We start from the raw sequence: 22,113 nt of genomic DNA on the forward strand, positions 1-22,113 counted from the left end.
GCGCGGGGAGCCGCCCTCGACGGAAGCGAGAGAACCTTGACTTTCCTCACCATCGGTCACCGCGGGGTCATGGGTGTCGAGCCGGAGAACACCCTGCGGTCGTTCGTCCGCGCCGAACGCTGCGGGATGGACGTCATCGCGCTGGACGTCCGCCTCAGCAAGGACGGCGCCCTCGTGGTGCTGCACGACGCCGAGGTGGACCGCACCACGAACGGCGCGGGCGCCGTCGCCGACCTGACCCTGGCCGAGCTGCGCGAACTCGACGCCGGCCAGGGCGAGCGGGTGCCGGTCCTGGACGAGGTCCTGGAGGCCGTACGGGTCCCGCTCCAGGTGTCGGTGCAGGACCAGGCCGCCGCGACGGCGCTCGCGGAGCTCATCGTGCGCCGGGACCTGGCCTCCCGGGTGGAGGTGGCCTCCGGTGACGGCGACGTGCTCGCGACGGTCGCCCGGCACGCCCCCGGCGTGCGGACCGCCCTGCATCCGAGGCGGCCCCGGGCGGCCGCCGAGGACCTCGTGGACCTCGCCCTGGCGGCGGGCGCGCGCACCGTGGCCCTGGACATCCGCCGGCTCACCCTGGAAACGGTGGAGGCGGCCCACGCGGCGGGGCTGCGGGTGACGGGCTGGACGGTCAACACCCTGGACCAGCTGCGGCTGGCGCGGGCCCTGCAACTCGACGGCGCCGCCACCGACTTCCCGGAGATCCGCAGCACCGGCCGGTTCACCGCCTGAGCGGCACCGGCCGGGCCCGTGGAGCTCAGAGGGCCTTGACGAGCAGCTCGAAGGCCAGGTCGTCGCGGAGCGGGACGCCGAAGCGCTCGTCACCGTACGGGAAGGGGCTCAGCTCGCCCGTGCGCCGGTAGCCCCGGCGCACGTAGTAGGCGATGAGCTCCTCCCGTACGTTCACCACGGTCATCCGCATCTCCTTCGCGCCCCAGGCCTCGCGGGCCCGGCGCTCGGCCTCGGCCAGGACCTCCTTGCCGAGACCGGCGCCCTGGAGCCCGGGACGCACGGCGAACATGCCGAAGTAGGCGTGGTCCCCGCGGTGTTCGAGCTGGCAGCAGGCGACGAGCTCGCCCGCGCGTTCGACGACCAGCAGGATGCCGTCCGGGTCCGCGATGATCGCGCCGACGCCCTCGGGGTCGGTGCGCTGCCCGTCCAGGAAGTCCGCCTCCGTCGTCCAGCCGGCCCGGCTGGCGTCGCCCCGGTAGGCGGACTCGACGAGCGCCACCAGGTCCGGTACGTCCGCCTCCACGGCGCTGCGGAAGCTCGGGGCGGCGGGCTGGGCGGTCGACATCGGGCGCTCCGTTCATCGCGGCGGCATATGACATGCCTGGTACGGCACGCAGAGCCTAACCCGGGCCGGCGTGAGGGCGGCGCGAGCAGGGAATCCCTTCTGCGACGCCGACGAACCGGGAGGTTCCGCCGTGCACGGATCCGCGATGCCGCTCACCCTCGCCTGGATGCTCGTGGCGCTGTGCGCCGCGACCGGCGGGTACTGCCTGCTGCGGGCGCGCAGAGCGGACCGGCGTACGCGCGGGGCGGCCGTGGGCGAGGTGGTGATGGGCTTCGGGATGGCGGCGATGGCCGTCCCCGCGGGCTTGGGGCCGTGGGGCCCGCAGGTCCTGCTGGCGGTCTTCGGCGGGGCGGCGGTGCACGCGCTGTGGCTGCTGCGCGGCGGGGTCCACCACGCGCACCACCTGGTGGGCTCGCTGGCGATGGCGTACATGGCACTCGCGATGGCCGTCGGGCAGGGGCACGGGCGGGCGGGGCTGCCGGCGGTGACGGGGGCGCTGCTCGTGTACTACGCCGGGTACGTGCTGCTCGGCGGGGCGCGGCTGCTGACGGCGGGCGGCGGGGCGCGGCCGGTGGCCGTGGCGGCGGACGGGGGTGGCGGCGGGGCCGCGGGAGGGACCGGGGACCTGACGCGGGCCTGCCGACTGGCCATGGGTACGGGGATGTTGGCGATGCTGCTGGCCATGTGAGCCGCTGGCCGGGGTGCCGGGGCGGGCGGACGTGTCCTGCGTCACCAATGCCCCGAGCCCGTACCCGGAGGCGGCACCGCGCTCATAGGCTGGCGGACATGATGGTCTCCGCCGCTCTCCTGATGCTCGGAGCACTGACCGCGGTGCTCGCGCCCCGCCTGCTGGCCCGGGCGCGGTGGCCCGAGCGTGAACCGGTGGTCGCGCTGTGGGTGTGGCAGTGCGTGGTGGCCGCGACCCTGCTGTGCCTGGGGCTGTCGATGCTGCTGAGCGCGGCCGCCGCCTGGCAGGCGGTACGGGGCCGGCTGTTCGCCGTGGCCCCGCACGGGGTCGTCGACGCGTACGCGCTGGGGGCGGAGGGCGGCCCCTGGGCGACGGGCACCGCGCTGGCGCTGGCCGGTGGTGGGCTGTGGACCGGCGCGATGCTGGCGCGGGAGGTGCTGCGGGCGCGGTCGGGGCGGCGCGCCCGGGGGGCCGAACTCCTCGTGCGGGCCCCGCTGATGCCCGGGGAGGACCCGGCCGCCGCGCGGCTGGTGGTCCTGGAGGGTCCGCGTCCGGAGGCCTGGTGGCAGCCGGGGGCGGCGCCGCGGCTGGTGGTGACGACGGCGGCGCTGGGCCGGCTCAAGGGCAGCCAGCTCGACGCGGTGCTGGCGCACGAGCAGGGGCACGTGGCGGCCCGGCACGACTGGCTGCTGCACTGCTCGCGGGCGTTGGCGCAGGGGTTCCCGCAGGTGCCGGTCTTCGCGGCGTTCGAGGCGGAGATGCACCGGTTGGTCGAGCTGGCGGCCGACGACGTGGCCTCGCGGCGCTACGGGCGGCTGACGGTGGCCCTGGCCCTGGTCGGGCTGAACGAGGACCGGGGCGTCTTCGGTCCGTGCGGGCCCGAGCAGGCGCACGTCCCGCAGCGGGTGCGGCGTCTGCTGTCGGCCGCGCCGCGCCTGTCGCCGGCCCGCCGGCTGCGGCTGGCGGCGATGGCCGCGCTGGTCCCGGCGGTTCCGCTGCTGGTGGCCTTCGGACCGGGTCTGAGCGCGCTGGCCTGAGAGGGCGGCCGCGTGCTGACAGGATCGGGGGCATGCGGAACACGTGGCTTTCGAGGGCCGGGGCGGGCTGCGCGCTGCTCGCGGCCGCGCTGACCCTCCTGGTGGTGGCGGACTGGCCGCCCCTGATCTCGTACGACGACTGGGTCGCCCGGGGCCTGCACCCGTACGCGGTCGCCCATGACGGGGTCACGGGTGTCGTACGGGTCCTCTCCGACTGGGTCTGGGACCCGTGGACGATGCGCGCCCTGGCCGCTCTGGCCTGTCTATGGCTCTGGCGGCGCGGGGACCGCTCGCGGGCGGTCCGGGTGGGCGGGGCGGCACTGGCGGCCTCGGGGGTGCAGCAGGGGTTGAAGGCCCTGCTGGGGCGCGCCCGTCCGGTGTGGCCGGATCCGGTCGACTCGGCGCACTACGCGGCCTACCCGTCGGGGCACGCGATGACGGCCACGGTGGTGTGCGGGCTGCTGCTGTGGCTGCTGCCGGCGAGGACCCCGCGCGGGGTGGTGGCCGCGGCCTGGACGGTGGCCGCCGTGTCGGTGATCGGGGTCGGCTTCACCCGGCTCTACCTGGGCGTGCACTGGTTCACGGACGTGCTCGCGGGCTGGCTGCTGGGGGTGGCCGTGGTGTCGCTGGCGGCGTTCCGGCATGCCTGCTCGGGGCGATCCCCCGCGTCGCCCCGAGCAGACGGTCCCGTGCGCTGAGTATATTGGCTCAGAGCCAGTCAACGCAGGAGTAAGCATGTCCCCGCGCAGCGCATCGGTCAATGAAGAATTGCGCAGACGTTCCAGGGAGCGGCTGTTGCAGGCGACGGTCGAACTGGTCGCCGAGCGCGGTTACGAGGCCACGAAGCTCGGCGACATCGCCGACCGGGCGGGCGCGGCGCGCGGCCTGGTCTCGTATTACTTCCCCGGCAAGCGCCAGCTCTTCCAGTCCGCCGTGCACCGGCTGATGCACCTGACCCTGGAAGCCGCCCTGGAGCGCGAGCCCCGCAGTGAAGACGGCCGGGAGCGGCTGGCCCGGGCGATCGACGCGATCCTGGGGCTGGCCCGGGACCACCCCCGGCTGATGCGGACGCACATGGGGGGCATCCTCCAGGCGGAGGGGTTCATCCAGTGCCCGGAGCAGCAGCGCCTGGCGGAGCTGCTGCGGGACACCGTCGACCGGTACGGCTCGGCGGACGTGGACACGGACTATCCGCTGCTGCGGGCGCTGCTGATGGGCGCGGTGGTCGCGGTGCTGCTGCCGGGGGCGCCGATGCCGGCGGCCCGGCTGCGGGCGGAGCTGTTCCAGCGGTACGGGCTGGACTGGGAGCTGGGGGTCCCGCCGGACGGGGGGCCGCCCGGCGGAACGTTTCCCCGCTGAGCCGGGTGACGATCAGCGGTACTCGGGCTGGGTCTGGACGTTGAGCCGGTCCATCCGTACCCACTTGGCGCTCTCGGTGCGCCAGTCGTCGATCCTGAGCACGTCGAGACCCTTGGCGATGTCGTTCGAGTAGATGTGGCCGTTGTAGTAGTACGCGGACCACGAGCCGCCGAGGCCGGGCTTGTCGCTGGTCAGCGGGCCGCGCTCGAAGTAGCCGATCTCCTTGGGGGCCGCGGAGTCGGTGAAGTCCCACACGGAGACGCCGCCCTGGTACCAGGCCTGGACCATGATGTCGCGCCCGCCGCCGACCGGGATCAGCGAGCCGTTGTGGGCGACGCAGTTCTCGGTGTCGGCCTGGTGCCGCGGGATCTTGAAGTAGCTCTTGAAGACCAGCCGGCGCTGGTCGCCGCGGCCGGTGATGTCGTAGATCCCGTCGGCGCCCCGGTCGGGTCCGGTGGCCTCGTTGCAGGTGGCGCCGCCACCGCCGCCGAGCTCGTCGGTGAACACCACCTTGTCGGCCCGCTCGTTGAAGGTCGCCGAGTGCCAGAACGCGAAGTTGACGTTGTCCTGGACGCGGTCGATGACCCTCGGCCGCTCCGGCTCGCTGATGTCGAAGAGGATGCCGTCGCCCATGCAGGCGCCGGCGGCCAGGTCCTTGGACGGCAGCACGGTGATGTCGTGGCAGCCGGTGGTCTTGGAGACCCCGGGGTTGGTCGGCGCGCCCGGGTTGCCGCCGTCCGGGAAGAGCACCGGGAAGCCGACGACGGCGGCCTGGGCCGGGGCCTTCTTCGGGACCTTGACCACGGAGATGCCGTCGTGCGGCGGCTTGCAGTCCGGGAAGGCCTCGTTGGGCGAGTACGAGGAGACGTAGACGTAGATGTCGCGGCCGCCGGGCACCAGGGTGTGGGTGTGGGATCCGCAGGCGGTCTCGACGGACTTGACGTACTTGGGGTTCCGCTTGTCCTTGATGTCGAAGATCTTGATGCCCTCCCACGAGGACTTCTCCGTCGCGGGCTGCGAGACGCTGTTGCAGGAGTCGTCGCTGCGGGAGGAGTCGGTGGAGAGGAAGAGCAGGTCGCCGGAGACCGAGATGTCGTTCTGGCCGCCCGGGCACAGGACCTGGGTGACGACCTTGGGCGACCTGGGGTTGGCGATGTCGTAGATGGTGAAGCCGTCGTAGCTGCCGGCGTAGGCGTAGTCGCCCTGGAACGCCAGGTCGGAGTTGATCCCGGCCGGGTTGGCGCTGGGGATGTTGGCCAGGTGTTTGACGTTGGCGCTGTGCACGATCTCGTCCTGGCCGGGGATCTCCCCGGGGGCGAGTTCGCGGCCTTGGGCGGGGCCGGCGTTCTGCCGGGCTCCGGGGCCCGGGGCGAGGTCGCCCGGGTCGGGGGTGGCGGCCGCCGGTCCGGCGGCCAGGAGGGTGGTGAGGAGTCCGGCGGCGGCCAGGGCCGCCCCCAGACTCCGGTGACGCACTCTGACGCTGTGGAGCAGGGTCACTGTGCCTCCCGTGGGGGCCCGTACGTTCCGCTCCTCATGGGAACGGAACCTGGACCCCGGCAGTATCGTGCTTTTCATGGACATGGCAAATGCATTAGTCGGCCGATTCCTGGGGGCGGCGCTGACCGCCGGCCTCCTCCTCACCGTCACCGGCTGCCGGGACGGCGACGCGGGCGAGCGGACCGCGGGCGAGGGCGGGCCCGTGATCGTCGCCCCCGGCGCGCCGGGGGGCCCGGCCCGCACCCTCTCCCCCGAACAGGCCGCGAGGGAACGCCCCGACGACAGCCCCAACGCGGCCGACCACGCGTACGTGCGGCGCATGACCGAACACCACCGGCAGGCCCTCACGATGAGCGCCCTCGCCCCCGGCCGGGCCTCGGCTGACGGGGTGAGACGGCTCGCGGAGCGGATCGCGGCCGCGCAGCGGCCCGAGATCGGGGCCATGGAGAAGTGGCTCTCCCGGTATCCGGCACCGGGCGGCGGCACCGGCGAGCACGAACACGGCGCGATGCCCGGCATGGCGACGGAGCAGCAGCTGGCGGAGCTGACCGCCGCCAAGGGGGCCGACTTCGACCGGCTCTTCCTGCGGATGATGACCGCCCACCACGAGGGGGCCCTGACGATGGCCGGCGAGGCGCTGGCCCGGGGCAACAACGTCGCCGTGGAGGAGATGGCGAACGAGGTCGTGGCCACCCAGAGCGCCGAGATCGAGCGGATGCGCGCCATGGGCTGACGGGCCGGGGGCCCGGTGGCATGCTGGGAGCACCTTGCGGGAGGAGTACCGCCGTGCTTCGTGTCGCCGTCGTCGGTTCGGGCCCCAGCGGGGTCTACGCCGCTCAGACGCTGGTCCAGCAGCGGGAGGTGCCGGGCGTGCGCGTCGACGTACTGGACCGGCTGCCGGCCCCGTACGGCCTGGTGCGGTACGGGGTGGCCCCCGACCACGAGAAGATCAAGTCGCTGACCGGAAACCTGCGGTCGGTGTTGGAGGACGACCGCATCCGTTTCCTCGGCAACGTGGAGGTGGGCGGCGAGGGGCTGCCGACCGCGCGGCTGCTGGAGCTGTACCACGCGGTGGTGTACTGCGTGGGCGCCGCGCGCGACCGGATGCTCGGCATCCCCGGCGAGGAACTGGCCGGGGTGCACTCCGCGACGGCCTTCGTGTCCTGGTACAGCGGCCATCCCGACGCCGGCTCCTTCGACCTCGGCGGGGTCCGCTCGGCCGTGGTCGTCGGCGCCGGCAACGTCGCGGTGGACGTGACGCGGATCCTGGCCCGGGGCGTGCCCGAGCTGGAGCCCACCGACATGCCGCAGCCCGCGCTGGGCGCGCTCGCGGAGAGCGGGGTGCGGACGGTGACGATGGTGGCCCGGCGCGGGCCCTCGCAGGCCAAGTTCACCACCAAGGAGCTCCGCGAACTGGGCACCCTGCCCGGGGTCGGCACCCGGGTGGAGCCCGCCGAGCTGGCCCTCGACCCGGCGTACGCGGGCGGGGCCGCGGCGGCGCTGCCCGCGGTGGCCCGGCGCAACGTCGAGGTGCTCCGCGGCTGGGCCGGTGCCGGACCGGACGGCGAGGCGGCCGCGGCCCGGGAGATCCGGCTGCGCTTCTACCTGAGGCCGGTGGAGGTGCTGGGCGGGCCCGACGGCCGGGTCCGCGGGCTCCGCTTCGAGCGGACCGCCCCGGACGGCCGGGGCGGGGTGACCGGGACGGGCGCGTACGAGGACGTCGAGGCCCAGCTGGTGCTGCGCTCGGTGGGGTACCTGGGGGTGCCGCTGCCGGGTCTGCCCTTCGACGCCGCCACCGGCACCGTGCCGCACGCGGCGGGCCGGGTGGTGCGCGGGGGCCGGGCCTCGTTGGGCGAGTACGTGGCGGGCTGGATCAAGCGCGGTCCGACCGGGGTGATCGGCACCAACCGGCCGTGCGCCAAGGAGACGGTGTCCTCGCTGCTCCAGGACGCCGGGGCGCTGGCCCGGCGGGAGCTGCCCGGAGACCCTCTGGAGGCCCTGCGCGCGGCGGGCCTGCGCCCGGTGGAGTGGCCGGGCTGGCTGTCGATCGAGGCCGCGGAGGAAGCCCTGGGCCGCTCCCTGGGCCGCCGCTCGGTGAAGATCCCGGACTGGGCGGGTCTCCGCTCGGCGGCCGGCATCGCGTAGGGCGACCGGTTCTCGGAGCCGGTCACGGGCAGCCGGTCACGGACGACCGGTCGCGGAGGTCGGCGCTAGGACGCGTCCCCGGGCCGTGTCCGCTCGGCGGCGGCGGCCGTCAGGATGCTGTCCAGGAGGCCCGGGAAGCGGGACTGGAGGTCGTCGCGGCGCAGGCCGTTCATCTTCGCCGTCCCCCGGTAGGTCTGGCGTACGACGCCGCTCTCGCGCAGGACGCGGAAGTGGTGGGTGGTCGTGGACTTGGTGACCGGCAGGACGAAGTCGGAGCAGGCCAGTTCGGTGTCCGTGGAGGCGAGTTCGCGCACGATGGACAGCCGCATCGGGTCGGAGAGGGCGTGCAGGACGTCCTCCAGCCGGATCTCCCCCGGCTCGGGGTGGGCGAGGGCACGGGCCGTGTCGCGTTCCGTCATGTCCTGCTCCGCTCGTTCGGCTCGGCTGCGGATCCCATCGTACGAGAAGTGTCGTAGGAAGGGTGGGGGTGCGGCGCGGAGGGGCTGGCGCCGGTCTTCCGCGCCGCACCCGGTGTCACCAGCTGCGGTGGTACTGGTCCGGCGTGGGGATCTCCGCGCCCAGCTCGGCGGCCGCGCGGCGGGCCCAGTACGGGTCGCGCAGCAGCTCGCGGCCGAGGAGGACGGCGTCCGCCTCGCCGTTGGCCAGGATCTTCTCGGCCTGCTCCGGTTCGGTGATCAGGCCGACGGCGGCGACCGGCAGGGTGGTCTCGTCCTTGACGCGGGCGGCGAAGGGCACCTGGTACCCGGGGCCCGCCGGGATCCTGACGTGCGGGGCGAGCCCGCCGGTGGAGACGTCGAGCAGGTCCACGCCGTGCTCCTGGAGCAGCCGGGCCAGCCGGACCGTCTCGTCGGCGGTCCAGCCGTCCTCCTCCAGCCAGTCGGTGGCGGAGATCCGGAAGAACAGCGGGAGTTCCTCGGGCCACACCGCCCGTACGGCGTCGACGACTTCGAGGGGGAAGCGGGTGCGGTTCTCGAACGAGCCGCCGTAGGAGTCGGTGCGCCTGTTGCTGTGCGGGGAGAGGAACTCCCCGATGAGGTAGCCGTGGGCGCCGTGGATCTCGAGGACCTCGTAGCCGGCCGCGAGGGCGCGTCCGGCGGCGGCCGCGAACTGGCCGGTGATCTCGTGGATCCGCTCGGTCGTGAGCTCGTGCGGCACCGGGTGCCCCTCGTCGAACGGCACGGCGCTCGGGGCGACGGGCTGCCAGCCGTGGCCCTCGGGGCCGACGGGGCGGCCGCCCTTCCAGGTGCGGTCGGTGGAGGCCTTGCGCCCGGCGTGGCCGATCTGGATGCCGGGGACGGATCCCTGGGACTTGACGAAGGCGGTGATCCGGCGGAGGGCCTCGACCTGGGTGTCGTTCCAGATGCCGAGGTCGTAGGGGCTGATGCGGCCCTCCGGCGCGACGGCGGTGGCCTCCTGGATGATCAGGCCGGTGCCGCCGGTGGCCCGGGCCGCGTAGTGCGCGAAGTGCCACTCCAGCGCCACGCCCGCGTTCGGGCCGAAGGCCTCGGCGCTGTACTGGCACATCGGCGCCATCCAGACGCGGTTCGGGATGGTGACCGAACGGAGGGTGTAGGGCTGGAACAGGGCGGCGAAGGCAGCGGGTGCAGCACTCATGGGAGCTCTCCAGATGTCACCGGACGTGCGCCGGAACCGGCGCCAAGTACGAGGAACACCGTACTACGAAATCTCTCGTAGTACGAGGCCTCTCGTATGAAAGGCTGGGGAATCGAACGGCTCTTCGGCGGCCCGGCCTGCCGGACCGGTGTCGGCGGGCGGGTGCAGACTGGCGGGATAGCTGCCGTGAAGGACAACGACGTCCGGAGGTGTCGGCCATGACCGACGTGGTACTGCTCGCGGGGACCCGCAAGGGCCTCTTCATCGGCCGCCGCCGGGACGGCGGCCCCTGGGAGTTCGACGGTCCGCACTTCAACGCCCAGGCCGTCTCGGCGGTCGCCGTCGACACCCGGGGGCCGGCGCCCCGGCTGCTGGTCGGCGGGGACAGCACGCACTGGGGGCCGTCCGTCTTCAGCTCGGACGATCTCGGCGCGACCTGGCGCGAGCCCGCCGCGCCCGCCGTCAGGTTCCCGAAGGACACCGGCGCCTCCCTGGAGCGGGTCTGGCAGCTGCACCCGGCCGGCCCGGAGGCCCCGGACGTGGTCTACGCCGGGACCGAGCCCGCCGCGCTCTTCCGCTCGGCCGACCGGGGCGAGTCCTTCGAGCTGGTGCGGCCGCTGTGGGAGCACCCGACCCGCTCGGAGTGGGTGCCGGGCGGCGGCGGTGAGGGCCTGCACACGGTGATCACCGACCCGGCCGACCCGGCCGCCGTGACCGTGGCGGTGTCCACCGCCGGGGTGTTCCGCACCCGGGACGGCGGGGCGAGCTGGGAGCCCTCCAACCGCGGGGTCTCCGCGGTGTTCCTGCCGGATCCGGACCCGGAGTTCGGCCAGTGCGTCCACAAGATCGCCCAGGACGCCGGGAACCCCGGCCGGCTCTACCTCCAGAACCACTGGGGGGTCTACCGGAGCGACGATGCGGGCGCCGAGTGGAAGGACATCGGCGCCGGACTGCCCTCCGACTTCGGCTTCGCGGTGGCCGCCCACCCGCACCGCCCGGACACCGCGTACGTCTTCCCGCTGAACGCCGACTCCGACCGGGTGCCGGCGGAGCACCGCTGCCGGGTCTTCCGCACCCGGGACGCGGGGGCGACCTGGGAACCGCTCTCGAAGGGGCTGCCGGCCGCCGACCACTACGGCACCGTCCTGCGCGACGCCCTGTGCACCGACGACTCCGACCCCGCGGGCGTCTACTTCGGCAACCGCAACGGCGAGCTGTACGCCAGCCACGACGACGGCGACAGCTGGCAGCTGCTGGCCGAGCACCTGCCGGACGTGCTGTGCGTACGGGCCGCCGTACTGCGCTGAGCGGCGGCCGGCTGTCGGTGTGGGCCAGTAGAGTGATCACCCATGGCAGCACGACCGTTGAACGAGATCGTCGAGCCGGGCTGGGCCCGGGCTCTGGAGCCGGTGGCGGGGCAGATCGCCGCCATGGGCGACTTCCTGCGCGCCGAGATCGCGGCAGGCCGGACCTACGTCCCGTCGGGGGCGAACGTGCTGCGCGCGTTCCAGCAGCCCTTCGACGAGGTGAAGGTACTGATCGTCGGGCAGGACCCCTACCCGACCCCGGGGCACGCCATGGGCCTGTCCTTCTCGGTCGCCCCCGAGGTGAGCCCGTGGCCGCCCAGCCTGGACAACATCTTCCGCGAGATGCACGCGGACATCGGGACGGGACGGCCGCTGAACGGCGACCTCACCCCGTGGACCCGGCAGGGCGTGCTGCTGCTGAACCGTGCGCTCACCACCGCGCCCCGCAAGACCGGCGGCCATCGCGGCAAGGGCTGGGAGACGGTCACCGAGCAGGCGATCCGCGCCCTCGTCGCGCGCGGAAAGCCGCTGGTGTCCATCCTGTGGGGCCGCGACGCCCGCAACCTGCGCCCCCTGCTGGGGGACCTGCCGGCCGTGGAGTCGGTCCATCCCTCGCCCATGTCCGCCGCCAACGGCTTCTTCGGCTCCAGGCCGTTCAGCCGGACCAACGAGCTGCTGGCCGGCCTCGGCGCGCAGCCCGTCGACTGGCGCCTGCCGTCAGTCAGTTGAACCGTATATGATATTCAACGTACGACATTCAATGGATAAATACGGACAGATGCCACCCGGGCGGGCCCTGCCCGAACACGTGGTTCCGATAAGCCAGTAGCATGCGGCGCCATGAGCTCCCCCACTGGGCCCGCGAATGGCCTGCCCGTACGAATGCCGCGACCCCGCCAGACCGGACGGCACCGCCGGCCCGAGCCCGCGGTGGCGCCCGAGGGCGCGCCCGCGCTGGTGCTCGCCGTGCCCGGTGCCCCCTCGGCCGCCTCGCGGGGGCTCGCCGAAGAGGTCATCAGCATCGGCCGCTCCGAGCTGCCGGGCCTGGACGCCCGCATCGGCTTCCTCGAGGGTGAGGACGGCGAGGAGAGCGAGTTCCCCTCGCTGTCCGGCGTACTGAACGCCGTCGCCCATGAGCGGAACGCCCGGGCGGAGTTCGCCCGGGCCGCCGGTCTCGAGGTGCCCGCGGCGACCGGCCCCGACGCCGTGGTCGTGCCCCTGCTGGCCGGCCCCGACGGAGGCCTGCTGCGCCGGGTGCGCCAGGCGCTGATGGACTCCTCGGCCGCCGCCGAGCTGGCCGACGTGCTCGGCCCGCACCCGCTGCTCGCCGAGGGCCTGCACGTACGCCTCTCCGAGGCCGGCCTGGCCCGCGCCGACCGGGCCCGCCTGTTCACGGTGGCCACCGCCGCCGACGGCATCATCCTGGCCACCACCGGCGGCGAGGAGGCCGTCCAGGCGGCCGGGATCACCGGCATGCTGCTGGCCGCCCGGCTCGCGGTGCCCGTGATCGCCGCCGCGCTGGACCAGGAGGGCTCGGTGGCGGCGGTCGCCGCCGAGCTGCGCGGTTCCGGTTCGGTCCAGCTGGCGCTGGCCCCGTACCTGATCGGCCCGGAAGCGGCCGAGGGCCTGCTGGACTCGGCGTGCAAGGAGGCCGACTGCTCCACCGCCGAGGTCCTCGGGGCCTACCCGGCACTCGGCAAGCTGGCCGTCGCGCAGTACAGCGCCGCCCTGGGGATCCAGCTGGGCGCCGCGGCCCAGTAGGCCCGCACGCAGGTGTGACGAGGGCCCGCCCGGAATCCGTTCCGGGCGGGCCCTTTCCGTGCGTCCGGACGGCTTCGCCCATCCGGACGGCTTCGTTCAGGCGAAGACCACGCAGGCGGCCGCGGGGACGGCCACCGAACCGGCCCGGCGGGGGTGCCCGGTGTGCGCGTCCACCTCGAACCAGGTGACGTCGCCGGACCACTCGTTGGCCACGTAGAGGCGGCGCCCCGAGGGGTCGGCGACGAGATCGCGCGGCCAGCTGCCACCGCACCCCGTCACATCGGTGGCCTGCGGCTTCTCCGGCCCGTCGGCGAGCGAGAACGTGGCGAGGGTGTCGGTGCCGCGGACGGCGGCCCATAGGAAGCGCCCGTCCGCCGAGACGGCGACCACCGAGGGGTAGGCCCGCGGAGCCTCCGGGGCGCCCTCCGGGAGGACCGGAACCTCCGAGACCGGTTCCAGTTCCCCGGCGGCCGCGTTCCAGCGGCAGACGGTCATCTGCGGCTCCAGCTCGTGCAGCACGTACACCACCTCCCCGTCGGGGTGGAAAGCGAGGTGGCGGGGCCCCGATCCGGCCCTGAGCGCGCTCTCGGCGTGCGGGCGCAGCTCCCCGGTGTCCGGGTCCAGGGCGCAGACCCGGACGGAGTCGGTCCCCAGGTCCACGCTCAGCACCCAGCGGCCGCTCGGGTCGGGCCGGACCTGGTGGGCGTGCGGGCCCTGCTGCCGCTCGGGGTCCGGGCCGCCGCCCCGGTGCGCGAGGACGGCCGCGGGCCCCGCGGGGGCGCCGTCGGCGTCCAGCGGCAGGCTGCTGACACTGCCGGAGGTGTAGTTGGCGGTCAGCAGCCTGCCGTCGGCCGTGCTGAGGTGGGTGGGTCCGGCGGCCCCGACCGGCACGGGATCCCCGAGCGCTTCGAGTCCTCCGGGTCGGGTGCGGAAGGCGAGCACGGCGCCCCGGTCGGCCTCGCTGACCGCGTAGAGAACGCGGCGGTCCGGGCCGAGCGCGAGGCACGAGGGGTTCTCGGGGGTGGCGGTCACGGCGACCGGTGTCAGCGCCCCGGTGGCGGGGTCGACGGCCGCGGTGGTGATGCCGCGGCCGCCGCCCGAGGTGAAGGAGCCGATGTAGGCCAGGTTGGGGGTGCTGTGCGCGGCCCCTTCCGCACCGGTCCCGCCGGGTGCGCCGTCCACGTCGTCCGCGCCGTTCACGTCGTCCACAGGTCGCCCTTCCGCCGTTCCGCGCCGTCGGGGCGACCGTAACAGAAGGTCTAGACCAAGTCCCGTCCCTCGGCCCGTTCCCGCGCGCCGTCGTGGTGCACGTACCCCGTGGAGCTGGGGCTGTCATCGTACGTGCGGTGGAAGACCGGAGTGGCGGAACCGGAGATCGGCGGGACGATCCAGGACCAGTCCGCCCCCACCTCGCGCCCCCTGCGCTCCTCCCGCTCCAGGTGGGTGAGGAAGCGCCGGGACTCCGTGTGGTGGTCCGCGATGGTGACCCCGGCCCGGTCGAAGGAGTCCAGCACGGCCCGGTTGAGCTCGACCAGCGCCCGGTCCTTCCACAGCGAACGGTCGCTGGAGGTGTCCAGGCCCAGTCTTCGGGCCACGGCGGGGAGGAGGTTGTAGCGGTCGGTGTCGGCGAGGTTGCGGGCGCCGATCTCGGTGCCCATGTACCAGCCGTTGAAGGGGGCGGCGGGATAGTGGATGCCGCCGATCTCCAGGCACATGTTGGAGATGGCGGGCACGGCGTGCCAGCGCAGACCCCAGTCGCTCCAGTCGTCGCGCTCGTCGGGGTGCCGGATGGGCACCTCCAGTACGGCGTCGGCGGGGGTGTCGAACCAGCGGGGCTTGTCGTCGACGCCCTGCACGACCAGCGGGAGGAGGTCGAAGGGGGTGCCGGCGCCGCCCCGCCAGCCGAGTCCGAGGAGGGCCTCGGTGAGCGGTGCGTTGCGGGCGTCGCCCACCGTTATGGAGTGGTGGTCCCCGTAACCGGCGTAGCGCACCAGCTGCTCGCTCCAGATCAGCGGGCCGGGGCGGTCCGGGGTGTCGGGGGCGAAGACGGTGATGGTGGGCCGGACCCGGCCGCCGTTGGTCGCCTCGCGCAGGTGCTCGAAGCATTCGGCGGCGATGTCCTCGGCGGCGGTCAGCCCGCGCCGGTCGCGGACCCGCAGGGAGTTCCAGTAGAGCCGGCCTATGCAGCGGTTGCTGTTGCGCCAGGCCACGCGGGCGCCGTGGACCAGCTCCTGAGGGGTGTGCCGGTAGGTGCCGGTCTCCACGAGCTCGGCCCGCACGACGGCGAGGCGGGCACGCGGATCACCGGCCTGCGGATTCTCCCGGTGGAAGAGCCGGATGAACTCCTCGGCTTCCTCCCACACCTGAGCGGCGCTCGAGTGCTTCTGCAGAATTTCCATCCCGGGCCGTTACCCCCTGTCCGACCAGATCCACCCTGTACGTGCCGGGTGAATGTGCAATGAACACTCACCCGTTGTACACGGGGCAGGTCAGCCCGGCGCCGCTGGAGCCTCCGGAACACTCTTCCGAGTGATCTCGCTCGATCGGCCTGCGGCGAGGGGCCTTGCGGGCGTACCCTCCGCGGCGTTCCGGCAGGGTGGACCGAGGAGCCGGGGGCGGGGTCAGCCGCAGGGGCGGCTCATGAAAAGGGCCTGCTCGCCCGCCGCCGGCGTGCCCTCGTAGAGGGCGGTGTCCAGGCCGCAGAGCGTGAACCCCATGCGCCGGTAGGCGTGCACGGCGGGGGCGTTGACCGAGCTGACCTCCAGCCACAGGTGCGCGGCGCCCCGTTCGCGCGCGAAGCCGGCCGCGAGCTCCATCAGGGCCCGCCCGACGCCGCGTCCCCGGTGGGAGGGGGCGAGCTCGATGTCGTCGACGGTCAGGCGCCGGTTCCAGGGGGCGTAGGTGACGGTGGCGAAACCGCAGAGGACTCCGGCGTCGAGGGCGACGAAGGTGCGGGAGTGCTCCGCGCGGCCTTCGCCCGCGGACCCGTCGTCGCCGTCTTCGCCGTCTTCGTCGTCCGGCTCGGGCGGGAAGACCTTGCGCAGCGGCGGGTCCACCGCGACCTCGCGCAGGGCGAAGCCGAAGCCGTCCTCGGGCCGGGTCACCTGGAACACGGTGGACGTGACGAAGGAACCGTCGAGGGATGCGATCGCCTCCCGGTCCTCGGGGCGGGCGGTGCGGTACTCGAACGCCGGGGCCTGTGGGTTCGTCATGGACCCGACCGTACCGCCCGCGCGGTACGGGCGGTACGGGCGGGACGGGCGGTTCAGGCGGTACGGGCGGTTCAGGCGGTGATGACCAGCGGGGACCGTGGGTCCGTGCGCAGGGGGGTGGCCAGGGCGACGAGGGCCTGCTCCAGCCCGTGCAGGTGGGCCAGGGCCGGTTCGGCGCCAGCGTCCCGGGCCGGGGTGCCCGGCGTGGCGGGCGCCGGGGCTCCCCCGGGTGAGGTGAGCGCCTCGACGGCGGCCTCCACGCGCCAGCAGGCGGCGGCGAGCCGGGCGTCGTGGGAGGCCTGCGGGTCCGCGGCGACGGCCGCCAGCCCGCGCACCTCTCGGGCGCAGTCGTCGAGCAGCGCCATGACCTGCCGGGCCCGGGCCTTGCGGGCGCGCAGCGGGCTCAGCGGGTGGACGAGCGGCGCGAGGGCGATCCGGGCGCGGCCCAGCAGGAGTTCCAGTTCGGCGGCGTGCGGGGCGGGGTCGGCCCCGGGGTCTCCGGCGAGGCGGTCGAGGGAGGCGGCGGTGGCGGCGCGTACGCAGTGCAGGGCCCGCTGGATCCAGGCCTCGTTGGCGCCGTGCGTGGTGACGGGGAGGATCAGCACCACGGCGAGGGCGGCGCCGAGCGCGCCGACGGCGGTCTCCTCGAAGCGCAGGAGCAGCAGCCCGGGGTGCAGGACGCCGAGGAGCCCGTAGAGCAGCCCGGCCATGACGGTGACGAAGAACATCATCCAGGAGTAGGAGGGGGCCGCCGTGTAGAAGATGCCGAAGACGCAGACGGCGACGAGGGCGGCGGTGGGCGCGGGCGCGCCGTTCAGCGGTACGGCGACGAGCAGGCCCGCGGCGATGCCGACGACGGTGCCCAGGACCCGGCGGAAGCCGCGGACCAGGGTCTCGCCGCGCGAGGCGGTGTTGACGAAGATCCACCAGGCGGTGCCCACGGCCCAGTACCAGCGGTCCTCGGACAGCACCTGGCCGACGGCGAGGGCGAAGGCGCAGGCGGCGGTCGCCTGGAAGGCCTGGCGGGTGGTGGGCCGGGCCAGGCCGGTGCCGGGCAGCGGCGGCGGGGCGGCGGCGGGGGGCGTGCGGCGCTCGATGGGCCACAGCACGAACCGCACGGCTCCGGCCGAGAGCAGCGCCAGCGCCACGGCGGCGAACAGCTGGGGCAGCTGGGCGGGGCGGGCGTGCAGGAACTGGGTGACGAAGAACATCATGAAGCCGAAGATGCCGAGGGCGTGGCCGCGCGGGCCCCAGCGGCGTGCGTAGACCCCGGCGAAGACGACGGCGAGGAAGGCCGCGTCGCGGACGGGCGGCATCCCGTGCAGTCCGGTGGCCAGCGCCAGGACGGGGAAGCCGGTGGCGGGCAGCAGGGCGGTGGTCACCCGCTGGGCGCGGACGTCGGCGTCGAGGACGGTGAACAGCGCGAGCAGCGCTGCGAGGCCGCCGGTGATGGAGGCGGTCAGCGACAGCCCCGACAGTTCGGCCACGGCGACGGCGAGCGCCGTGCCGATCACCGCGCGCAGCGAGTTCCGCAGTCTGGTGCGCCCCGGATCCGGAGCGACGAACATCCTCTTCATGGCGGTGTGCCGCCCCCCTCGGAGTCACGCGCGCCGGCCCGGCGTCCGCCCGGGGGTGGTGGGCGGCGTACGGGCACGGCGAAGGCACCGCGCTCCGGACCGGCGTCGTTGCCGTCCGGCGCTGCGCGGCGCCGAAAGTACATGGATATGACACAGATAAGCATCCGGAGGGGCATTGGCTCAAGCGACGTTCGTCACGCTGGGCCGTTGGCACAGCCCGGCGGCCGCAATTCCGGCCAGGGGGAGACCAACGGACCCGGCCGGGAGGCAGGGGGCGGGCCGCCGTGCGGAGGGCGGGCGGGGCGGCCACGATGGAGGGGTGCCCCGACGTCCCCGCGCTCGCCGCGTCGGCGGACGGGTGTCCCGCGGGGCGGCTCACGGCGTACGCGGTCCTCACCGAGGGCGGGACCGCGCCCGCCGGGGTCGCGTGGCGGGTCTACCGGGACGGGCGGGGCGAGTTCGCCCGGCTGTACGGGGTGCGGGAGCCGACGGCCTTCGCGGTGCGGCCGGACGGCTACCTGGGGGCGCGGGCGGCACGGCGCGGTTCAAGGGGCAGGGCTCAAGCGGCGGGGCTCAAGCGGCGGGGCTCCAGCGACCGCGCTCCAGCGGCGGGCCTCCGACAGCGGGGCTCAGGGGCCGGCCCCCTCCGTCGGCACGCACAGCACCGGAACCGGCGACAGGTGCAGGAGCTTGTGCGGGGTGGAGCCGAGCAGGGCGCCCCGGATCGGGCTGTCGCCCCAGCTGCCCACGATGATGACCCGCGCGCGGTGGCGTTCGGCGGCGGCGAGCAGGGCCTGGGCCGGCTTGTCGTCCACCACCTCCACCGTGGAGGGCACGCCCGCCTCGTCGGCGGCCTCGACGGCCCGGGCGAGGGCGGCCCGCCCGGCCTGGAGGACGGCCTCGCGGTGCGCGCGGTACTCCTCCCCGGTGGGTCCGGGCGCGGCGGCCCCGTACACGAGGACCAGGGGTTCCCCGAAGGCGGTGGCCACCTCAAGCGCCACGCGCAGGGCACGCTCGGCGCCGGGGGACTCGTCGTAACCGAGGACCACGGACATCGGGCCTCCTCAGCTCTTCCCGCCGTGCACGAGGGCCGGGTCGACCACCCCGCGGCGCTCCTGCCAGAACCTGCCGTCCCGGATCCGCCGGAAGCACATGAAGAGCACGCCGAGGGCCGCGATGCCGATGCCGATGACCAGCGGCGGGCCGAGACCGAACCAGGAGACCCCGCCGGCGGAGTTGCGGGGGTCGGACATGTCGATGACGGACTCCACCAGCAGCCAGGCCAGCAGGCCGGCGCCGACCAGCGGGCCCACGCCGATGAGGAAGAGGTTGTGCGCGTTCTCCAGCAGGTGGCGGCGGTAGTAGACGGCGCAGGCCACCCCGGTGAGCGCGTAGTAGAAGGCGATCAGCAGGGAGAGCGCGGTGAGGGAGTCGAGGAGGGCGTTCTCGCTGATCTGGTTGACGACGAGGTACCAGGCGATGGCGATGCCGGCCACCCACCAGGTGCTCACCTCCGGGGTGTGGAAGCGGGGGTGGATGTGCGCGAGCCGCGACGGCAGGGCGTGCCGGCGGGCCATGGAGAGGGCGGTCCGGGAGGCCGGGATGATCGTCGTCTGGGTGGAGGCGAGGGCGGAGGTGCAGACGGCGAGGAGCACCATCCAGTCCCAGCCGCCCATCACCTCGTGCGCGAGGACGGCGAAGACGGCCTCCTCCTCGGCGGCGTTCTCGGCCAGGAACCTCGTCCCGGAGTAGGCGACGATCGCGAAGCCCACGGACAGGTAGGTGACCAGCAGCACCACGGTGGACCAGATGCCGGCCCTGCCGGGAGCGGTGGCGGAGTCCTCGACCTCTTCGGTGAGGTTCACGGCGGACTCCCAGCCCCAGTAGATGAACACGCCGAGCAGCAGTCCGCCGGTGAGCGCGGCGCCGCCCGCGCCGAAGGGGTTGAGCCAGGCGAGGGAGGGTTCGATCCCGTCGAGGGTGCTGGTGCCGGCGTACACGCGGTAGAGGGCGACGACGGCGAAGGCCAGGAGGAAGAAGACCTGAGCGAGGATGAGGACGTCCTGGAGGTGGGCGGAGAGTTCGGTGCCGATGACGCAGACGGCGGTCATCACGAGGATGACGACGACGGTGAGCGTCTGGCGGACCGCCTGGTTCGCGGCCCAGCCGTCGAGGCCGGCGGCGAGCAGGCCGAAGTGGACGGCCACGTCGGCGAGGGAGCCGATGACGAGCACCCCGGTCATGGCGATGGCCCAGCCGCCGAGCCAGCCCGCCCAGGGGCCCATGGCCCGGGTCACCCAGGAGAAGGTGGTGCCGCAGTCCTGGTCGACCTTGTTGAGGTAGTAGAAGGCCGCGGCGATGAGCAGCATCGGTACGAAGGAGGCCAGCATCACGCCCGGCGCGTAGATGCCGGCCAGGGCCACGATCGGACCGATGACGGCGGCCAGGGAGTAGGCGGGAGAGGTCGAGTTGAGGCCGATGACGAGGGCGTCGAGGAAGCCGATCGCATCGGCCTTGAGGCCCTCCTCGGCACCGGCGTCCGCCGTGCCGCCGCCCGCCTCGGCGCGGTCGCCGTCGTTCATGTACGCATCGTCACGCACGCGGCGCCCGGGCGCGAGGCGGGCGGGTCGGTCCGGGTCAGTCGGTGCCGGGGGTCTTGCGGGTGGTGACGTTCATCCGGTTCCAGGTGTTCACGGCGAGGACGAGCGCGATCAGGTGGGCCAGTTCCTCCTCGCCGAAGTGCCGGGCGGCCTCGTCGTAGACGGCGTCCGAGACTCCGCCGGGCAGCAGGGTGATCTCCTCGGTGAGGGCGAGGGCGGCGCGTTCCTTCACGGTGAACAGGCTGGACTCGTGCCAGGCGGAGAGCTGGTAGATCCGCTGCTCCGACTCGCCGCCCTTGCGGGCGTCGCCGGTGTGGTAGTCGATGCAGTACGCGCAGCGGTTGATCTGGGAGGCGCGGATCTGGACCAGCTCCAGGAGGACCGGGTCCAGGCCCTCGCGGGCGGCGGCGTCGAGGGCGAGGACGGCCTTGAAGACGCGGGGTGCGACGGTGGAGAAGTCCATGCGCTGGGGAACCTGAAAAGTCGTCATGGGATGAACCTACGGGCGTGATCGACCGGGCGTAGGGTTCATTTCCATGCGGAGATCATGGGTCAATCCGGCCGAGGAGACGCGGGTCGGGGGCGGTGGCGGTGCCCCCGCCGGAACGGGCAGCGACCTGCACCTGGACCTGAGCGGCGGGGGCAGCCTGCGGGCCCGGCTGATGCGCGCCCTGCGGGAGGCGGTGCACTCGGGGCGGCTGGCGCCGGGGACCCGGCTGCCGCCCTACCGGACGCTCGCCGCGGACCTCGGGATCGCCCGCAACACCGTCGCCGACGCGTACGCGGAGCTGGTCGAGGAGGGCTGGCTGTCGGCGCGCCAGGGGTCCGGGACCCGGGTCGCGGAGCGGGCCGTCCCGCTGGAGCCGGAAGGCCCGCGCGGTCCGGCCCGGCCCGCGCCGCGGCGTACCGTCCACGATCTGCTGCCGAGCTCGCCGGACGCCTCGGCCTTCCCGCGCACGGCCTGGCTGGGCGCGGCCCGCCGGGCGCTGGCCGCCGCCCCGCAGGACGCCTTCGGGGTGGGTGACCCGCGCGGCCGGGTCGAGCTGCGGCGCACGCTGACGGAGTACCTCGCGCGGGCGCGGGGCGTACGGACGGCGCCCGACCGGGTCGTGGTCTGCTCCGGCTTCGCCCACGCGCTGGAACTGCTGGCCGGGGTGCTGACGGGCCCGGTCGCCGTCGAGTCGTACGGGCTGCCCTTCCACCGAGAGGTCCTTGCCCGGGCGGGGAGGGAGACGGTGCCGCTGACCGTGGACGGCCGGGGGGCGCGCGTCGGGGAGCTGGCGGCGACGGGGGCGCGGGCCGTGCTGCTGACGCCCGCGCACCAGTTCCCGACGGGCGGGCCGCTGCACCCCGAGCGTCGGGCGGCGGTGGTGGACTGGGCGCGGGCCTGCGGCGGGGTGGTGATCGAGGACGACTACGACGGGGAGTTCCGCTACGACCGCCAGCCGGTGGGCGCCGTCCAGGGGCTGGACCCGGAGCGGACCGTGTACATCGGTTCCGTCAGCAAGAGCCTGTCGCCCGCGCTGCGGGCGGGTTGGATGGTGCTGCCGGGCCGGCTGGTGGACGAGGTCCTGGAGGCGAAGGGGCCGCGCGAGATGTGGTCCGGTGTGACGGACCAGCTCACCCTGGCTGAGTTCATCGCCTCGGGCGGCTACGACCGCCACCTGCGCCGGATGCGGCAGGTCTACCGGCGGCGCCGCGACCTGCTGGCGGCGCGGCTGGCGGCCGAGGCGCCGCACGTCCGGGTGAGCGGGGTGGCGGCGGGGCTGCACGCGGTGCTGGAGCTGCCGCCGGGCACCGAGGAGGGCGCCCTGCGCGCGGCGCGGCGGGCGGGCCTGGCCCTGGACGGGCTGCGGCCGTACCTGCACCCGGACAGCGCCATGGCCCCGCGGGACGGGCTGGTGCTCGGCTACGGCACCCCGCCCGACCACGCGTTCGCGGCGGCACTGGACGCCCTGTGTCTGGCCCTGCCCGGGCCGCCGGAACCCGACGGGGTCTGAG

Annotated in this window: 22 protein-coding genes; 11 read left to right on the plus strand and 11 right to left on the minus strand. The window is 74.3% G+C overall.

The annotated features are described in order from the left end of the window. Positions 1 to 36: 36 nt before the first annotated feature. A complete protein-coding gene (locus ACZ4WZ_RS02050; protein ID WP_467884060.1) occupies positions 37 to 729 on the plus strand; it encodes a glycerophosphodiester phosphodiesterase in 693 nt (230 codons plus the stop codon). Positions 730 to 754: 25 nt separating this feature from the next. Here ACZ4WZ_RS02050 and ACZ4WZ_RS02055 read toward each other — a convergent pair whose 3' ends face one another. Then, positions 755 to 1,294, minus strand: a complete 540-nt coding sequence (locus ACZ4WZ_RS02055; RefSeq protein ID WP_467884062.1) for a GNAT family N-acetyltransferase — start codon at positions 1,292 to 1,294, stop codon at positions 755 to 757. 130 nt (positions 1,295 to 1,424) lie between these two features. Between ACZ4WZ_RS02055 and ACZ4WZ_RS02060 the strand changes: the two genes are divergently transcribed. From ACZ4WZ_RS02060 to ACZ4WZ_RS02075, 4 genes are all read left to right on the plus strand, one after another. Then, the gene (locus tag ACZ4WZ_RS02060; RefSeq protein ID WP_467884063.1) at positions 1,425 to 1,982 is read left to right on the plus strand and encodes a DUF5134 domain-containing protein; all 558 of its coding nucleotides are present in this window, start codon (positions 1,425 to 1,427) and stop codon (positions 1,980 to 1,982) included. Positions 1,983 to 2,080: 98 nt separating this feature from the next. After that, positions 2,081 to 3,019: a M56 family metallopeptidase gene (locus ACZ4WZ_RS02065; RefSeq protein ID WP_467884064.1), complete on the plus strand. Its 939-nt coding sequence runs from the start codon at positions 2,081 to 2,083 to the stop codon at positions 3,017 to 3,019. Positions 3,020 to 3,051: 32 nt separating this feature from the next. After that, positions 3,052 to 3,717 (plus strand): phosphatase PAP2 family protein, encoded by a 666-nt coding sequence (locus ACZ4WZ_RS02070; RefSeq protein ID WP_467884065.1) that lies wholly within the window; start codon positions 3,052 to 3,054, stop codon positions 3,715 to 3,717. 37 nt (positions 3,718 to 3,754) lie between these two features. Continuing rightward, on the plus strand, positions 3,755 to 4,378 hold the full coding sequence (locus tag ACZ4WZ_RS02075) for a TetR/AcrR family transcriptional regulator (RefSeq protein ID WP_467884066.1): 624 nt from the start codon (positions 3,755 to 3,757) through the stop codon (positions 4,376 to 4,378). 12 nt (positions 4,379 to 4,390) lie between these two features. Here ACZ4WZ_RS02075 and ACZ4WZ_RS02080 read toward each other — a convergent pair whose 3' ends face one another. Next, positions 4,391 to 5,875 (minus strand): LVIVD repeat-containing protein, encoded by a 1,485-nt coding sequence (locus tag ACZ4WZ_RS02080; RefSeq protein WP_467884067.1) that lies wholly within the window; start codon positions 5,873 to 5,875, stop codon positions 4,391 to 4,393. 76 nt (positions 5,876 to 5,951) lie between these two features. On the opposite strand from ACZ4WZ_RS02080, the gene ACZ4WZ_RS02085 reads away from it, so the two are divergent. Continuing rightward, positions 5,952 to 6,608 (plus strand): DUF305 domain-containing protein, encoded by a 657-nt coding sequence (locus tag ACZ4WZ_RS02085; protein ID WP_467884068.1) that lies wholly within the window; start codon positions 5,952 to 5,954, stop codon positions 6,606 to 6,608. 53 nt (positions 6,609 to 6,661) lie between these two features. Further along, entirely contained in the window at positions 6,662 to 8,020 is a 1,359-nt protein-coding gene (locus ACZ4WZ_RS02090) for an FAD-dependent oxidoreductase (RefSeq protein WP_467884069.1), read from the plus strand. Positions 8,021 to 8,085: 65 nt separating this feature from the next. On the opposite strand, the gene ACZ4WZ_RS02095 is transcribed toward ACZ4WZ_RS02090, so the two are convergent. Next, on the minus strand, positions 8,086 to 8,439 hold the full coding sequence (locus ACZ4WZ_RS02095) for an ArsR/SmtB family transcription factor (RefSeq protein WP_467884071.1): 354 nt from the start codon (positions 8,437 to 8,439) through the stop codon (positions 8,086 to 8,088). Between the two features lie 115 nt (positions 8,440 to 8,554). After that, complete coding sequence (locus tag ACZ4WZ_RS02100; protein WP_467884073.1) at positions 8,555 to 9,655, minus strand: NADH:flavin oxidoreductase/NADH oxidase; 1,101 nt, start codon at positions 9,653 to 9,655, stop codon at positions 8,555 to 8,557. A gap of 218 nt (positions 9,656 to 9,873) precedes the next feature. Between ACZ4WZ_RS02100 and ACZ4WZ_RS02105 the strand changes: the two genes are divergently transcribed. The 3 genes from ACZ4WZ_RS02105 (at position 9,874) to ACZ4WZ_RS02115 (ending at position 12,723) form a co-directional block, all read left to right on the plus strand. Next, positions 9,874 to 10,962: a WD40/YVTN/BNR-like repeat-containing protein gene (locus tag ACZ4WZ_RS02105; protein ID WP_467884074.1), complete on the plus strand. Its 1,089-nt coding sequence runs from the start codon at positions 9,874 to 9,876 to the stop codon at positions 10,960 to 10,962. Positions 10,963 to 11,004: 42 nt separating this feature from the next. Next, positions 11,005 to 11,691, plus strand: coding sequence for a uracil-DNA glycosylase (locus tag ACZ4WZ_RS02110; RefSeq protein ID WP_388936855.1), 687 nt, complete (start codon positions 11,005 to 11,007; stop codon positions 11,689 to 11,691). A 111-nt stretch (positions 11,692 to 11,802) separates the two neighbouring features. Beyond that, complete coding sequence (locus ACZ4WZ_RS02115) at positions 11,803 to 12,723, plus strand: sirohydrochlorin chelatase (RefSeq protein ID WP_467884077.1); 921 nt, start codon at positions 11,803 to 11,805, stop codon at positions 12,721 to 12,723. 96 nt (positions 12,724 to 12,819) lie between these two features. On the opposite strand, the gene ACZ4WZ_RS02120 is transcribed toward ACZ4WZ_RS02115, so the two are convergent. The 7 genes from ACZ4WZ_RS02120 to ACZ4WZ_RS02150 all read right to left on the minus strand — a co-directional run bounded on the left by ACZ4WZ_RS02120 (position 12,820) and on the right by ACZ4WZ_RS02150 (position 20,602). Continuing rightward, the gene (locus ACZ4WZ_RS02120; RefSeq protein ID WP_467884216.1) at positions 12,820 to 13,848 is read right to left on the minus strand and encodes a lactonase family protein; all 1,029 of its coding nucleotides are present in this window, start codon (positions 13,846 to 13,848) and stop codon (positions 12,820 to 12,822) included. A gap of 134 nt (positions 13,849 to 13,982) precedes the next feature. Further along, complete coding sequence (locus tag ACZ4WZ_RS02125; protein ID WP_467884079.1) at positions 13,983 to 15,122, minus strand: nitric oxide synthase oxygenase; 1,140 nt, start codon at positions 15,120 to 15,122, stop codon at positions 13,983 to 13,985. A 222-nt stretch (positions 15,123 to 15,344) separates the two neighbouring features. After that, positions 15,345 to 15,935, minus strand: coding sequence for a GNAT family N-acetyltransferase (locus tag ACZ4WZ_RS02130; RefSeq protein WP_467884080.1), 591 nt, complete (start codon positions 15,933 to 15,935; stop codon positions 15,345 to 15,347). A 71-nt stretch (positions 15,936 to 16,006) separates the two neighbouring features. Then, positions 16,007 to 17,512 carry an FUSC family protein gene (locus ACZ4WZ_RS02135; protein WP_467884082.1) on the minus strand — a complete coding sequence of 502 codons (1,506 nt, stop codon included), beginning with the start codon at positions 17,510 to 17,512 and terminating at the stop codon, positions 16,007 to 16,009. Positions 17,513 to 18,141: 629 nt separating this feature from the next. Then, complete coding sequence (locus ACZ4WZ_RS02140; RefSeq protein ID WP_467884084.1) at positions 18,142 to 18,567, minus strand: universal stress protein; 426 nt, start codon at positions 18,565 to 18,567, stop codon at positions 18,142 to 18,144. Positions 18,568 to 18,576: 9 nt separating this feature from the next. Next, positions 18,577 to 20,094, minus strand: coding sequence for an APC family permease (locus ACZ4WZ_RS02145; protein WP_467884086.1), 1,518 nt, complete (start codon positions 20,092 to 20,094; stop codon positions 18,577 to 18,579). 55 nt (positions 20,095 to 20,149) lie between these two features. Then, the gene (locus ACZ4WZ_RS02150) at positions 20,150 to 20,602 is read right to left on the minus strand and encodes a carboxymuconolactone decarboxylase family protein (protein WP_467884088.1); all 453 of its coding nucleotides are present in this window, start codon (positions 20,600 to 20,602) and stop codon (positions 20,150 to 20,152) included. A 46-nt stretch (positions 20,603 to 20,648) separates the two neighbouring features. Here ACZ4WZ_RS02150 and pdxR point away from each other — a divergent pair, with 46 nt between their 5' ends. Further along, positions 20,649 to 22,112: a MocR-like pyridoxine biosynthesis transcription factor PdxR gene (gene pdxR / locus ACZ4WZ_RS02155; RefSeq protein WP_467884089.1), complete on the plus strand. Its 1,464-nt coding sequence runs from the start codon at positions 20,649 to 20,651 to the stop codon at positions 22,110 to 22,112. Position 22,113: the final 1 nt, after the last annotated feature.

It is taken from the genome of Streptomyces sp. NPDC029122 (genome assembly GCF_055569445.1).

Excerpts from the sequence above, each read along its gene's own strand:
- ACZ4WZ_RS02055 (WP_467884062.1), bottom strand. The coding sequence starts at position 1,294 with ATGTCGACCGCCCAGCCCGCCGCCCCGAGCTTCCGCAGCGCCGTGGAG.
- ACZ4WZ_RS02150 (WP_467884088.1), bottom strand. The coding sequence starts at position 20,602 with ATGACGACTTTTCAGGTTCCCCAGCGCATGGACTTCTCCACCGTCGCA.
- ACZ4WZ_RS02065 (WP_467884064.1), top strand. The coding sequence starts at position 2,081 with ATGATGGTCTCCGCCGCTCTCCTGATGCTCGGAGCACTGACCGCGGTG.
- ACZ4WZ_RS02115 (WP_467884077.1), top strand. The coding sequence starts at position 11,803 with ATGAGCTCCCCCACTGGGCCCGCGAATGGCCTGCCCGTACGAATGCCG.
- ACZ4WZ_RS02070 (WP_467884065.1), top strand. The coding sequence starts at position 3,052 with ATGCGGAACACGTGGCTTTCGAGGGCCGGGGCGGGCTGCGCGCTGCTC.
- ACZ4WZ_RS02130 (WP_467884080.1), bottom strand. The coding sequence starts at position 15,935 with ATGACGAACCCACAGGCCCCGGCGTTCGAGTACCGCACCGCCCGCCCC.
- ACZ4WZ_RS02100 (WP_467884073.1), bottom strand. The coding sequence starts at position 9,655 with ATGAGTGCTGCACCCGCTGCCTTCGCCGCCCTGTTCCAGCCCTACACC.
- ACZ4WZ_RS02085 (WP_467884068.1), top strand. The coding sequence starts at position 5,952 with ATGGACATGGCAAATGCATTAGTCGGCCGATTCCTGGGGGCGGCGCTG.
- ACZ4WZ_RS02110 (WP_388936855.1), top strand. The coding sequence starts at position 11,005 with ATGGCAGCACGACCGTTGAACGAGATCGTCGAGCCGGGCTGGGCCCGG.
- ACZ4WZ_RS02125 (WP_467884079.1), bottom strand. The coding sequence starts at position 15,122 with ATGGAAATTCTGCAGAAGCACTCGAGCGCCGCTCAGGTGTGGGAGGAA.
- ACZ4WZ_RS02075 (WP_467884066.1), top strand. The coding sequence starts at position 3,755 with ATGTCCCCGCGCAGCGCATCGGTCAATGAAGAATTGCGCAGACGTTCC.
- ACZ4WZ_RS02105 (WP_467884074.1), top strand. The coding sequence starts at position 9,874 with ATGACCGACGTGGTACTGCTCGCGGGGACCCGCAAGGGCCTCTTCATC.
- pdxR (WP_467884089.1), top strand. The coding sequence starts at position 20,649 with ATGCGGAGATCATGGGTCAATCCGGCCGAGGAGACGCGGGTCGGGGGC.
- ACZ4WZ_RS02145 (WP_467884086.1), bottom strand. The coding sequence starts at position 20,094 with ATGAACGACGGCGACCGCGCCGAGGCGGGCGGCGGCACGGCGGACGCC.
- ACZ4WZ_RS02140 (WP_467884084.1), bottom strand. The coding sequence starts at position 18,567 with ATGTCCGTGGTCCTCGGTTACGACGAGTCCCCCGGCGCCGAGCGTGCC.
- ACZ4WZ_RS02095 (WP_467884071.1), bottom strand. The coding sequence starts at position 8,439 with ATGACGGAACGCGACACGGCCCGTGCCCTCGCCCACCCCGAGCCGGGG.
- ACZ4WZ_RS02135 (WP_467884082.1), bottom strand. The coding sequence starts at position 17,512 with ATGAAGAGGATGTTCGTCGCTCCGGATCCGGGGCGCACCAGACTGCGG.